The following is a 12014-nucleotide window of genomic DNA, read 5'->3' as shown; positions in this document are numbered from 1 at the left end:
GCGCCCCGCCTCTGACGCAGGTCATGGGCGGGGCGTGGGGTCACCGTGGGGTGCCGGGATTCGCCCGTTCGGGCGAGTACGAGGCGTGCTCCCGGGGTGGCGTCAGATGCGGACGCCGAACTGGAAGGGCATGTTGTTGATCGACTCGTAGCGCACGACGGTGCCGGTGCGCGGGGCGTGCAGCACCTGGCCGTTGCCCGCGTAGAAGCCCACGTGGTGCAGGTCGCCGTAGAAGATGACCAGGTCGCCGACCTGGAGCTGGCTCTGCGAGTAGATCCGGGTGCCCGCGTTGGCCTGCGCCTGGGAGGTGCGCGGGATGCTGACACCGGCCTGGGCGTACGCCCAGGAGGTCAGACCCGAGCAGTCGAAGGACGACGGGCCGGTGGCGCCGTAGACGTAGGGCGAGCCGATCCTGCTCTGGGCGGCGGCGTAGGCGGAGGAGGACCGGCCCGTGGCGGGGGCGGAGCTGCCCAGCTGCACGCGGTCGGCGGAGGCCCGGCTGGCCCTCTCCTGCTCGGCGGCGAGCGCGGCCTTCTCCGCTGCGGTGAGGCTGTTCAGGAGCCGCTGCGCCTCGGCGAGCTTGCCCTGGACCTCGGTCTTCTTCTTGCCCAGCTCGGTGCGGGTGGCGGCGAGGTCCTTGAGCTTCGAGGAGGCCTCGGACCGCTCCTGCGCGAGCTCGCGCTGCTTGTCCTGGATCTTCTTCAGCGCCTCGACCTGCTGGCCGCTCAACTGGTCGAGCGTGGAGGCCTTGTCGAGGTAGTCGTCCGGGTCGGCCGACAGGAAGAGCTGGAGCGAGGGGTCTATCCCACCGGTGCGGTACTGGCCGGCGGCCATCGAACCGAGGCCGTCGCGGAGCTTGTTGAGCTCCTGCTGGCCGTGGGCGACGTTGTCCTGGATGGTGGAGATCTCCTTCTGGAGCTTCTCCTGCTTCTCCTTGGCCCCGTTGTACTTCTCGGTGGCCTGCTCTGCCTGCTCGTAGAGAGCGTCGACCTTGGACTTGACTTCGTCCTTGCTCGGCTTCGCGCTCGGGGCGGCATTGGCGGCCTGGGCACTGATGGCTACTGCCGCTGCCGCCGCGGTGGTGAGCACGGTCACGCGCGCACGGCTGGGTTGCTTGGGTCGACGGTGGGACGCCACGGAAGCGAGCTCCTTCTTCTGAGTGATCACCCGCTCGGAGGTTCGAGGCTCGACCCTAGTGACCTCATCGTGATGAATTCAAATCCTGAGGCGGAAAATCCCACCACTCACTTCATTCTTTGCCCATAACTCACCGGCAGTGAGGACCACTTGACCCTGCGTCGCGTGACGCTTCCGGTGAATTCGGGAATGCTGCCCGTATGTTGCGCTTGAGGCTTACGTAGCCCTACGTCCGGTTTCAGCCGCGTGAGAGCCGCTTCAGCAGCACCGCCGAGGCCACCGGCCGCGCCCCCGCCTTCGCGATCCCGTCGGCGACCTCGCGGTCGGTCGAGGCGACGATCACCGGACGGCCGGGCGGCTCGGCCCGCACCAGCTGACGGATCAGCTCGTCCGCCGTGACCCCCGGCTTGGAGAACAGCACCCGCACCCCGCGCGGCGGCGCGAGGAGCACCGGCGCGACCAGCTCGGCCCCGTCGAAGACACAGGTGACCTCGGCGCCGGTCTGCGCGGCGAGCTGCGAGAGCTGCCCCAGCAGCCTCAGCCGCTGCTTCTCCAGCGGCATCTGCGGATAGCCGGTCTTGGTGACGTTGTAGCCGTCGACGACCAGATGGGCCTGCGGCAGCGCGAGCAACTGGTCGAGGATCGCCGGGTCGTGCTCGGACAGCGCGCGGGCGGCGATGTCCTTGGGGGTCATCCGGCCCGGCTCGACCGCGTCCACGGTCTCCGCCGGCCGCACCGACACCGGCGGCAGCGCCAGCTCCCGGCGCAGCCCCTGGGCCGCGTCGAGGACGGTGTCCAGCAGCAGCCGCACCCGCATGTCCTCCACGCTGCGCCCCTCGCGGGCCGCCCTGCGGGCGGCTTCCAGCGCGGCCTCCGCCTCCCCCAGACGTGCCTTGAGCCGCCGGGCCTCGCTCTCGGCCGACGACACCTGCGCCTGCCCCTCGGCGCGCATGGCCTCGATGTCGCCCCGCGCTTTGCGCAGCGCGGCCTCACCGCGCTTGACGTCGCTGTGCGCGGCCCGCAGCTTGCGGTGCAGCGACTCGGCCTCTTTCCTGGCGGCGTCCAGCTCGGCCCGCAGCCGCTCGGTGTCGGCGCGGGTCTGCTCGCGGGCCGCCGCCAGCTCGGCGCGCAGCCGCTCCAGTTCGGCGCGGCTCTCCTCGTCGGCGCGCTCGGCGTCCGCCCGCTGGGCCTCCTCGCCCGCGGCGGCGACCAGCTTCACCCAGCCCGGCGGGCGCAGTACGTAGGCCGCGGCCGCCACGTCGAGCGGGTCCGCCGCCGGGGGCGGCGAGCCGGAGTCGAGGGCACCCGACAGCTCGGGCTGGTCCTCTTTGAACTTCTCGCCGATGCGCTGGCGGAACAGCGGATCGGTCTCCAGCGCGGCCGCCATCGCGTTGCCCGCGAACTTCGCCCGGCGACTGGGGGTGAACCGGGCGTACTGCCGCAGCTGCGGCGGCAGCTCGGCGAACGTCAGCGTGCCGAAGGAGTCGGAGACGATCTGGACGACCCGGTGGCGCACTCCGTCGGGCAGGGGACGGTCGAGCACCTCGGCGGCGCCGTCGCCCGGCCCCCCGCCTTGTGTCTCCGCCATCCGTCACCCCAATGCCTCTGTGCTTCGCGGACCCCCGCGGGGGTCGCCTGTGCGGGCCCGCTCCGCTCAGGAGCCGGCGCCCGGCCTGTCCACGAGTTCCACCTGGTCCACGGCGTTGCACCAGCGGCAACGCACCGACTCGATCGTCTCACTGACCACCTCGCGCTCCTCGACCTGCGGCTCTCCGGCCAGGTCGAGGTGGACGTACTCGACGACCTTCGACGAACGGGTCACGTCGAAACGGGTGAGGTTGCCGCACAGGGTGCAGCGCCACCGGGTCGTGGCCGTCGGCAGGGGAACCGTCATCGTGACTGTTCGCTTCCTTCTGTGTCCATGACGCGCCAGCTTCCCTGGGCGTGTGGCACGTAACCCTACGGCCTGGCGGCGACTCGGCGCCGGTCCGTCCACGGCGGCGAGGCGGTCTGTGCGCTTGCGTCCGGTTACGCCATGCTCTGTGCACATGATCGGCAACAGGTACACGGTGGCCGCCCGGACGATCAGGGCGGCCAGGGCGGTACGGAGCATGCAGGCGCCGGTGACGTGCGTCCTGATCGTCCTGTGCTGTCTGATCTTCGTGGCCGGCCCGGCGGCGGGCCTCAATCCCTCCTACGGCACGGGGGACGCGCTGCTGCTCGCCCAGCGGGCCTATTTCCGGCGGTGGGGCGTGATCCCCGCCGATTTGTTCACCGGCTCGTTCCGGGCCGCCCTCACCCCCGCGACGGCCCTGTTCGTGCACGGCAGCTGGGTGCACCTGCTCGGCAACATGCTCTTCCTCTACGTCTTCGGGGCGATGACCGAGGAGCGCATGGGCCGGGTCCGGTTCACGCTGTTCTACGTCGGCTGCGGCTACCTGGCCCTGGTGGGCTACGCGGTCGCCAACGCCGCCTCCGGGCAGAGCCTGGTGGGGGCCTCGGGCGCGATCTCGGCGGTCCTCGGCGCGTTTCTCTACCTGTTCCCCAGCGCCCGGGTGACCAGTCTCTTCCCGTTCCTGTTCTTCCTGCCGCTGCGCTTTCCCGCGTGGGTGGTGCTGCCCTTCTGGGCGGCCCTCCAGTGGCTGGCCGCCGGGCGCGCCGCCGAGGGACCGCAGGTCGCCTACCTGGCCCACGTGGTGGGCTTCGCCCTGGGCTTCGCCTGCGCGTGGGCCGGCTTCGGCCGGAAGACTAGAGTGAAGGCCGCCCCTGCTCCGGCCCCCGAGGGAGAGAACCAGCCGTGATCACCGCGATCGTCCTCATCAAGACCAGCGTGGACCGGATCCCCGAGATCGCCGAGCAAATCGCCTCACTGGACTCGGTCAGCGAGGTCTTCTCCGTCACCGGCACGTACGACCTGATCGCCATGGTCCGGGTGCGGCAGCACGAGGACCTGGCGGAGGTCATCCCGGGGCGGATCAGCAAGATCCCGGGCGTCGAGGGGACGGACACGCACGTGGCCTTCCGCACCTACTCGCAGCACGACCTGGAGGCGGCGTTCGCCATCGGGCTGGACTCCTGACCGCCCCGGGCTCCTGAGCGGGCGGATCACACCGCGGGCACGCAGCGTCCGTCCTCCGTGCGGTACGTCCACTTCGCGCCGTCCCTGACCAGCTCCCGCACCGCCGCCACGAAGCGGTCCACGTGCTCGTCGGGCGTGCCCGCGCCGAAGCTCACGCGGATGGCGTTGAGGGACTTCTCGCCCGGGGCGGCCTCGGGCGCGCCGCACTCGCCCTGGCTCTGCGGATCGCCGCCCAGCAGGGTGCGGACCAGGGGGTGGGCGCAGAAGAGGCCGTCCCGGACGCCGATGCCGTACTCGGCGGAGAGGGCGGCGGCGAAGTGGGAGCTGTTCCAGCCCGCCACGACGAAGGAGATCACGCCGACCCGCGGGGCGTCGTCGCCGAACAGGGAGAGCACCCTGACCTCGGGCACCTCGGCGAGGCCCGCCCGCACCTTGCGGATCAGGTACCGCTCACGCGCGACGAGGTCGTCGAAGCCGGCCTCGGTCAGCGCCGTGCAGGCCGAGGCGACGGCGTAGGCGCCGATGACGTTCGGGGACCCGGCCTCGTGGCGGGCGGCCGACTCGTGCCACCGCACGTCCACGGACCCGTCGGCGCGCCGCGCCACCGTGCGGCTCGCGCCGCCGCCCGCGAGGTACGGCTCGGCCTCGCGCAGCCAGTCGGCGCGGCCGGCCAGGACGCCGGAGCCGAAGGGGGCGTACAGCTTGTGGCCGGAGAAGGCGACCCAGTCGACGTCGAGGTCGCGGACGGACACCGGGTGGTGCGGGGCGAGCTGGGCGGCGTCCAGGACGATCCGGGCGCCGTGCGCGTGGGCGGCGGCGGCCAGCTCCCGTACGGGCCACAGCTCGCCGGTGACGTTGGAGGCGCCGGTGACGCACACCAGGGCGGGGCCGTGGGGGTCGCGGCAGGCGAGGGCCCGCTCCAGGGTCGCCACGGCCTGCTCCGCGGTGCGCGGGGCGTCGAGGCAGGTCACCCGCGCGTCCCGCCACGGAAGCAGCGAGGCGTGGTGCTCGGTCTCGAAGACGAAGACCTGGCAGTCCGCGGGCAGCGCGCGGGCGAGCAGGTTGAGGGAGTCCGTGGTGGAGCGGGTGAAGACCACCTGGTCCTCCGCACGGCAGTCCAGGAACTCGGCGACCGTCTTCCGGGCGTTCTCGAAGAGGTCGGTGGAGAGCTGGGAGAGGTAGCCGGCGCCGCGGTGGACGCTGCCGTAGTACGGCGCGTACGCCGCCACGTCGTCCCAGACGCGCTGGAGGGCGGGCGCGCTGGCCGCGTAGTCGAGCGCCGCGTAGGTGACCTCCCCACCGGTGACGAGCGGAACGGTGACGTCCCGGCCCAGCACGGGCAGCGGGGCACAGACGGACTGGTCGGCGGCGACGGTGGGGACGGCGGAAACGGACATGGCTGAACTCCCGTGAAAGCAGGCGAAATCACCACGCGAGCAGGCATGGCTCGAGCGTGGAGAAGGGTGAAAAGGGTGATGCGGAGGCGGGGCTCTACGCCCTAACGCATTCGCTTGCTCACGGGAGGCTCCCTCGTACGACCAGGACCCCTGGTGACGCGAGGGGTCCGCGCTTGCCGTAGGCCTCGCTGCCTACGGCCTGGTCTTCACCCGGGGCACCCCGCCACGGACGGAGGGTTGCCGGACAGCCGGCCGGGGCCACATGGCTGTCACTCATGACCTGTTTCAGCATCCTGCCACACGATCTTCCACGCGCAAGGCGCAGTCCGGATCGTGGACTGCGCCTTGCGGCGGGAGGTTCGGGGCTCAGGCGTTGCTGACGGCCACCCAGCGCTCCAGCGTGCGCTTGGCGGACCCGGAGTCGATCGACTCCGCCGCGCGGTCCATCCCGGCCCGGATCTGTTCGGCGAGGGTGCCCGGACCCGGCCGCAGGGCCACCAGCGCCGCCGCGGAGTTCAGCAGGACGGCGTCCCGTACGGGCCCCTGCTCTCCGTCCAGCAGGCGGCGGGCCACCTCGGCGTTGTACGAGGCGTCACCGCCCCGCAGCGCCTCCACGGGCACCAGTTCGATGCCGACGTCCCGCGGGTCGAAGCGCTCCTGGGTCACCTTGCCGCCCCGGACGATCCAGACCTGGGAGGTGGCGGTCGTGGTGAGCTCGTCGAGGCCGTCGTCGCCCCGGAAGACCAGGGAGGAGTGGCCGCGCTCGGCGAAGACGCCGGCGACGACCGGTGCCATGCGCGGGTCCGCGACCCCGACGGCCTGGGCCCGCACCCTGGCCGGGTTGGTCAGTGGGCCCAGCACGTTGAAGACCGTGCGGATGGCCAACTGGCCGCGGGCGGCGCCCGCGTGGCGCAGCGCCGGATGGAACTTGATCGCGAAGCAGAAGGTGATTCCGGCCTCCTGAGCGACCTCGGCCACCCGCCGCGGCGTCAGCTCCAGATTGACGCCGAGCTTCTCCAGTACGTCGGAGGCTCCGGAGGCGGAGGACGCGGCCCGGTTGCCGTGCTTGACGACGCCGGCGCCCGTGCCGGCCACGACGATCGAGGACATGGTGGAGATGTTCACGGTCTTGGCGCCGTCGCCGCCGGTGCCGACGATGTCGACGGTCTCTCCGGGCACCTCGATCACATTGGCGTGCTCGTACATCGTCCGGACCAGGCCGGTGATCTCCTCCACCGTCTCGCCCTTGGCCCGCAGGGCCACCACGAACCCGGCGATCTGCGCGTCGGTCGCCTCGCCGCGCATGATCAGGTCCATCGCCCAGGCGGTCTCGTCGGCGGTGAGGTTCCGGCCGTCCAGCAGGCCGTTCAGCAGGGCGGGCCAGGAGCGGCCCGCCGCGGTGTTGCCTCCAGCGGGGGTCACAGCGTTCATATGCCGCTCCTGGGTCGGTGTCCCGTATGCGGGACGCGTGTCTCGAACAGGTCCACCCTATCCAGCCCCGGGCATGGCGAAGGGCCCCGTCCGGGGATCGGACGGGGCCCTTCGACCGTGGCGTGGCGACGCTCAGCGGTCAGTGATCAGTGGTGGCCGTGGCCGCTCGTGATCTCCCTGTACTCCTCGACGGTCGGCTTCGGGATCTGGTTGTCCTCGCCGTAGTACGCGTTGCTGAGCTTGGCGCGCAGCTTCTGCGAGCCCTTGATCTTGCGCTCGACACCGTTCTCGTCGACCGCCGGGCCGATCTCGGCCGGCTCGTACTGGTCGTGCGCCGTGAGCGTGTAGAGCTGCTCCTGGCTGAGCGGCTCGTGGACCTCGATGAACTCACCGTGCGGCAGGCGCTTGATGATGCCGGTCTCGCGACCGTGCAGCACCTTCTCCTTGTCGCGGCGCTGAAGGCCGAGGCAGATCCGCTTGGTGGCGACGAACGCGATGATCGGTCCGACGAAGAAGCCGATCCGGACGAACCAGGTGACCGCGTTGATCGACAGGTGGAAGTGCGTGGCCCACAGGTCGTTGCCGCCGCCGACCAGCGTGATCATGTACATCGTGATCCAGGCGACACCGAACGCGGTACGCGTCGGGGCGTTGCGCGGACGGTCCAGGATGTGGTGCTCGCGCTTGTCGCCGGTGATCCAGGACTCGATGAACGGGTAGACCGCCAGCGCCGCCAGGACCAGGCCGAAGAGGACCAGCGGGATGAACACGCCCAGGACGAGCGTGTGGCCCCAGAAGTTGACCTCCCAGCCCGGCATGAAGCGGACCAGACCCTCGGCGAAGCCCATGTACCAGTCGGGCTGGGCGCCGGTGGACACCTGGTCCGGACGGTACGGGCCGATCACCCAGATCGCGTTGATCTCCACGAGCGCCGCGATCATCGCGAGGACACCGAAGACCAGGAAGAAGAAGCCGCCGGCCTTGGCCATGTACACCGGCAGCAGCGGCATGCCGACGACGTTCTTGTTGCTCTTGCCGGGACCCGCGAACTGCGTGTGCTTGTGGTAGAAGACCAGGATCAGGTGGGCCACCACCAGGCCCAGCATGATGCCGGGCAGCAGCAGGATGTGGATCGAGTAGAACCGCGCCACGAAGTCGTGACCGGGGAACTCGCCGCCGAAGAGGAAGTACGAGATGTACGTGCCGACGATCGGCATGGACAGGATCGCACCCTCGGTGAAGCGGACACCGGTGCCGGAGAGCAGGTCGTCCGGGAGCGAGTAACCGGTGAAACCGGTGAACATGCCCAGGGCGAACAGCAGGAAGCCGAACAGCCAGTTGATCTCACGCGGCTTGCGGAACGCGCCGGTGAAGAACACGCGCATCATGTGCACGAACATGCCGGCCAGGAAGATCAGCGCGGCCCAGTGGTGGATCTGCCGGATGAGCAGACCACCGCGCACCTCGAAGGAGATGTGCATGGTCGAGTTGAACGCCTCGGACACCAGCTGACCCTGCAGCGGGACGTACGAGCCGTTGTACACCACCTCGCTCATCGAGGGGTGGAAGAACAGCGTCAGGTACACACCCGTGAGGATGATGATGATGAAGCTGTAGAGGCAGACCTCGCCCAACATGAACGACCAGTGGTCGGGGAAGATCTTGCGCATGTTGGCCTTGGCCAGGGAGTAGATCCCGAGCCTGCCGTCGGCCCAGTCGGCGAGCCTCTCGCCGGCCGGTGCCTGCCCGCGAGAGCGGGACTCGTTGGCTGCTGATGTACTCATCCGCGCTCCCAGAATGCAGGACCGACAGGCTCCGCGAAGTCGCCGAGCGCCTGGAGGTAACCCTCGCTGTCCACGCCGATGCGCAGCTGCGGCAGAGCGTGGCCGGCGGGGCCGAAGATCACTCGGGCACCGTCGGAGAGGTCGAAGGTGGACTGGTGGCACGGGCACAGGGCGTGGTGCGTCTGCTGCTCGTACAGGGAGATCGGGCAACCCACGTGGGTGCAGATCTTCGAGAAGGCGACGATGCCCTCGTGGCCCCAGTCGAGTTCGCGCTTGTCCTTGATGTCGGCCGGCTCGAGCCGGATGATCATCAGGGCGGCCTTGGCGATCTCGTTGGCGAAGTCCTCGTCCGTCTCCTTCAGACCGTCCGGCATCGCGAAGGTGAGGGAGCCGACCGAGACGTCCTCGGGACGCAGCGGCAGGTTGGTGTTCATGTTGACGAGGCGCTTGCCCTTGGCCCACAGCGTGTGGCGCAGGCTGGTCCCGGGCAGCGGGCCCAGGTCGCGCAGCAGCATGACGCCGGACAGCGGCACCAGCGTGAGCGCGCCGAGCATCGTGTTGCGGATCAGCTTGCGACGGCCGATCGCCGACTCCTTGGCCCCCTGCTTGAAGTCCGCGTGGACCTTCGCACGGACCTCGGGTGACGCCGCGATCGGGTGACGCTCGTCGGCGACCTCGACGTCGGACATCAGGGTGCGGGCCCAGTGGACCGCGCCCGCGCCGATCGCGAACAGCGCCACGCCCAGCGTGAGGCCGAGCGCGAAGTTCAGCGCGTTGATGTGCCCGATCGGGAAGACGAAGATCGACTTGTCGTGCGGGATCGTCACGTACGAGGCGATGAAGCCGATGGTGGCCAGCATCGACACCGTGAACATCAGGGCGACGGCTCGCTCGGAGCGCTTGGCGGCCCGCTCGTCGATGTCCTGGATCCGGTGCTCGTGGGGCGGCAGTCCCGGGTCGGCGAACGGGGCCCGCTCGTCCGCCACGGAGACCGCGCCGCGCCCGTGCTCGTGGGCTGCCTGCTCTGCGGGCAGGTTCTCTTCAGGAATGTCTTGGCTACTCATGACTTCTTGGCCTTTGCGGTCCGAGCGGCGACCCAGACGGCGACCGCGACAAGGGCACCCAGCCCGAAGATCCAGGCGAACAGACCCTCGGTGACCGGTCCGAGGCCACCCAGGTCCATACCGCCCGGGGTGGTGGTCTCGTCACCGTTGACCGCGTCGAGGTACGCGATGATCTCCTTCTTGTTCTTCTCCGTCAGCAGCGTGTCGGGGAAGGCAGGCATGTTCTGCGGGCCGGTCTGCATGGCCTCGTAGATGTGCTTGTTGCTCACACCCGTGAGGTCCGGGGCGTACTTGCCGTGCGTCAGCGCACCGCCCTTGCCGGTGAAGTTGTGGCACTGGGCGCAGTTGGTGCGGAACAGCTCACCGCCCTTGGCGGCGTCCGCGCCCTCGGGGCTGTACTGGTTCTTCGTCGGCACGTTGGGACCAGCGCCCAGGGACGCGATGTACGCGGCGAGCTGGTCGATCTCGGCCTGGTTGTAGATGACCTTCTTGCGCGGGATCTGCGCGCCCGGCTGCTGGGCCGGCATACGGCCGGTGCCCACCTGGAAGTCGACCGCCGCCGCGCCCACGCCCACCAGGCTGGGACCGTCAGTGGTGCCCTGCCCACCGGTGCCGTGGCAGCTGGCGCAGCCGACCAGATAGAGCTTCCTGCCCTCCTCGATGGTGAGGGACTGGGCGGTGTCCTCGGCCTTCGCCTTGCTCGCGGGCGCGAACGCGGTGTACAGCCCCCCAGTGGCCGCCAGCGCGAAGAGTAGGACGACGACCGCCGCCAGCGGATGGCGTCGTCGTGCGGAGAGCTTTTTCACGGATTACCCCGGTGTCAGGATCTTCTGCGTCGATGCTTTGCGGACTTGGATCGGTTCGTCGGCTACTTGATCAGGTAGATCGTGGCGAAGAGTCCGATCCAGACGACATCGACGAAGTGCCAGTAGTAGGACACGACGATGGCCGCGGTCGCCTGCTCGTGAGTGAACCTCCGGGCCGCGTAGGTGCGGCCGAGGACCAGCAGGAAGGCGATGAGACCGCCCGTCACGTGCAGCCCGTGGAAGCCGGTGGTCAGGTAGAACACCGAGCCGTACGGGTCGGAGGACAGCGAGATGCCGTCCTTCTTCACCAGTTCGGTGTACTCGAAGATCTGACCGCCGATGAAGATCGCACCCATGATGAAGGTGACGATGAACCAGCCCCGGAGCTTCTTCACGTCACCGCGCTCGGCGGCGAAGACGCCGAGCTGGCAGGTGAGTGAGGAGAGCACCAGGATCGTGGTGTTCACCGACGAGAAGGGGACGTTGAGAGCGCCCGCCATCTCCTTCCAGTGCGCCGGACCCGTCACCGATCGCAGGGTGAAGTACATCGCGAAGAGGGCCGCGAAGAACATCAGCTCGGAACTCAGCCAGATGATGGTTCCGACGCTGGTGAGGTTCGGTCGATTGACCGACGGGTGCGCGTGCCCGGTTTCTACTGTCGTTGCTGTCGCCACGCCGACATTATGTCGGTCGCTTATCCCGCCCTCACCCCGGGGGGTGCCGTTCGGAGTGTCTCGGGGGTGTGCCCTGCCCGAACGGCCCCTCGAAGGGCTGTTCCAACCGCTGTCTACCACGAGTTGAAGGGGGTAGCATCCGCGCCATCGGTACCCGGAAGTTCCCGACAGTTCCCGACGGGGTTTTCCCGACCAACGACGCGGAGGAACAATGCAGGCGACCGCCACGGTGCTGGTCTACAGCGACGACGCCAACACCCGGGAGCAGGTGCGGCTGGCGAGCGGCCGCCGGCCCGCTCCGGACGCCCCCGTGGTGGAGTTCCTGGAGTGCGCCACGCCCGCCGCGGTCCTCAAGGAGCTGGACCGGGGCGGCATCGACGTCTGTGTCCTGGACGGCGAGGCCGTGCCCATGGGCGGCATGGGGATGTGCCGGCAGATCAAGGACGAGGTCTTCAACTGCCCTCCGGTGCTGCTGCTCATCGGGCGGCCGCAGGACGCGTGGCTGGCCACGTGGAGCCGGGCGGACGCCGCGGTCACGCTTCCGGTGGAACCGGTGGAGTTCGCCGCCGCTCTGGCCTCCCTGCTGCGCAAGAAGGCGCTGAGCGGCGTCTGAGGCACTCGGGCGGGGCCCGGCGGACGGCC

Annotated in this window: 12 protein-coding genes and 1 riboswitch; of the genes, 3 read left to right on the top strand and 9 right to left on the bottom strand. The window is 69.8% G+C overall.

All coding sequences use genetic code 11. From position 1 onward, the window contains the following. Nucleotides 1-102: 102 nt before the first annotated feature. The 3 genes from ACWC91_RS11525 to ACWC91_RS11515 form a co-directional block, all read right to left on the bottom strand. Nucleotides 103-1137 carry a C40 family peptidase gene (locus tag ACWC91_RS11525; RefSeq protein ID WP_225074330.1) on the bottom strand — a complete coding sequence of 345 codons (1035 nt, stop codon included), beginning with the start codon at nt 1135-1137 and terminating at the stop codon, nt 103-105. Nucleotides 1138-1375: 238 nt separating this feature from the next. Further along, the gene (locus tag ACWC91_RS11520; protein ID WP_225074331.1) at nt 1376-2725 is read right to left on the bottom strand and encodes an NYN domain-containing protein; all 1350 of its coding nucleotides are present in this window, start codon (nt 2723-2725) and stop codon (nt 1376-1378) included. 66 nt (nt 2726-2791) lie between these two features. Beyond that, on the bottom strand, nt 2792-3031 hold the full coding sequence (locus tag ACWC91_RS11515; RefSeq protein ID WP_100572306.1) for a hypothetical protein: 240 nt from the start codon (nt 3029-3031) through the stop codon (nt 2792-2794). A 154-nt stretch (nt 3032-3185) separates the two neighbouring features. On the opposite strand from ACWC91_RS11515, the gene ACWC91_RS11510 reads away from it, so the two are divergent. Together ACWC91_RS11510 and ACWC91_RS11505 are read left to right on the top strand one after the other, a co-directional pair. Further along, a complete protein-coding gene (locus ACWC91_RS11510; RefSeq protein ID WP_225074332.1) occupies nt 3186-3938 on the top strand; it encodes a rhomboid family intramembrane serine protease in 753 nt (250 codons plus the stop codon). After that, nucleotides 3935-4216, top strand: coding sequence for an Lrp/AsnC family transcriptional regulator (locus ACWC91_RS11505; protein ID WP_100572304.1), 282 nt, complete (start codon nt 3935-3937; stop codon nt 4214-4216). The genes ACWC91_RS11510 and ACWC91_RS11505 overlap by 4 nt, the downstream gene beginning before the upstream one ends. A gap of 26 nt (nt 4217-4242) precedes the next feature. Here ACWC91_RS11505 and ACWC91_RS11500 read toward each other — a convergent pair whose 3' ends face one another. The 6 genes from ACWC91_RS11500 to ctaE all read right to left on the bottom strand — a co-directional run bounded on the left by ACWC91_RS11500 (nt 4243) and on the right by ctaE (nt 11372). Continuing rightward, nucleotides 4243-5613 (bottom strand): aminotransferase class V-fold PLP-dependent enzyme, encoded by a 1371-nt coding sequence (locus ACWC91_RS11500; RefSeq protein WP_225074333.1) that lies wholly within the window; start codon nt 5611-5613, stop codon nt 4243-4245. Between the two features lie 164 nt (nt 5614-5777). Next, nucleotides 5778-5894, bottom strand: a riboswitch (SAM riboswitch). A gap of 85 nt (nt 5895-5979) precedes the next feature. Continuing rightward, nucleotides 5980-7044, bottom strand: a complete 1065-nt coding sequence (gene trpD / locus ACWC91_RS11495; RefSeq protein ID WP_450640106.1) for an anthranilate phosphoribosyltransferase — start codon at nt 7042-7044, stop codon at nt 5980-5982. 146 nt (nt 7045-7190) lie between these two features. Next, nucleotides 7191-8828, bottom strand: a complete 1638-nt coding sequence (qcrB, locus tag ACWC91_RS11490; protein ID WP_225074335.1) for a cytochrome bc1 complex cytochrome b subunit — start codon at nt 8826-8828, stop codon at nt 7191-7193. After that, nucleotides 8825-9892 carry a cytochrome bc1 complex Rieske iron-sulfur subunit gene (qcrA, locus tag ACWC91_RS11485; RefSeq protein ID WP_225074336.1) on the bottom strand — a complete coding sequence of 356 codons (1068 nt, stop codon included), beginning with the start codon at nt 9890-9892 and terminating at the stop codon, nt 8825-8827. Before qcrA ends, qcrB begins: the two co-directional genes overlap by 4 nt. Beyond that, complete coding sequence (gene qcrC, locus ACWC91_RS11480) at nt 9889-10698, bottom strand: cytochrome bc1 complex diheme cytochrome c subunit (protein ID WP_225074337.1); 810 nt, start codon at nt 10696-10698, stop codon at nt 9889-9891. The genes qcrA and qcrC overlap by 4 nt, the downstream gene beginning before the upstream one ends. Nucleotides 10699-10760: 62 nt before the next feature. Beyond that, nucleotides 10761-11372 carry an aa3-type cytochrome oxidase subunit III gene (gene ctaE, locus ACWC91_RS11475; RefSeq protein ID WP_100572299.1) on the bottom strand — a complete coding sequence of 204 codons (612 nt, stop codon included), beginning with the start codon at nt 11370-11372 and terminating at the stop codon, nt 10761-10763. Between the two features lie 211 nt (nt 11373-11583). On the opposite strand from ctaE, the gene ACWC91_RS11470 reads away from it, so the two are divergent. After that, nucleotides 11584-11985: a response regulator gene (locus ACWC91_RS11470; protein ID WP_225074338.1), complete on the top strand. Its 402-nt coding sequence runs from the start codon at nt 11584-11586 to the stop codon at nt 11983-11985. Nucleotides 11986-12014: the final 29 nt, after the last annotated feature.

The sequence above is a fragment of the Streptomyces sp. NPDC001204 genome, from assembly GCF_053598035.1.
Note: the sequence above shows the minus strand (reverse complement) of the source record. Positions and strands in the feature narration are given on the sequence as shown.

What these genes read in the sequence shown, in the direction of transcription:
- ACWC91_RS11520 (WP_225074331.1), bottom strand. Translation starts at nt 2,725, where the DNA reads ATGGCGGAGACACAAGGCGGGGGGCCGGGCGACGGCGCCGCCGAGGTG.
- ACWC91_RS11500 (WP_225074333.1), bottom strand. Translation starts at nt 5,613, where the DNA reads ATGTCCGTTTCCGCCGTCCCCACCGTCGCCGCCGACCAGTCCGTCTGT.
- qcrB (WP_225074335.1), bottom strand. Translation starts at nt 8,828, where the DNA reads ATGAGTACATCAGCAGCCAACGAGTCCCGCTCTCGCGGGCAGGCACCG.
- ACWC91_RS11470 (WP_225074338.1), top strand. Translation starts at nt 11,584, where the DNA reads ATGCAGGCGACCGCCACGGTGCTGGTCTACAGCGACGACGCCAACACC.
- ACWC91_RS11515 (WP_100572306.1), bottom strand. Translation starts at nt 3,031, where the DNA reads ATGACGGTTCCCCTGCCGACGGCCACGACCCGGTGGCGCTGCACCCTG.
- qcrA (WP_225074336.1), bottom strand. Translation starts at nt 9,892, where the DNA reads ATGAGTAGCCAAGACATTCCTGAAGAGAACCTGCCCGCAGAGCAGGCA.
- ACWC91_RS11510 (WP_225074332.1), top strand. Translation starts at nt 3,186, where the DNA reads ATGATCGGCAACAGGTACACGGTGGCCGCCCGGACGATCAGGGCGGCC.
- trpD (WP_450640106.1), bottom strand. Translation starts at nt 7,044, where the DNA reads ATGAACGCTGTGACCCCCGCTGGAGGCAACACCGCGGCGGGCCGCTCC.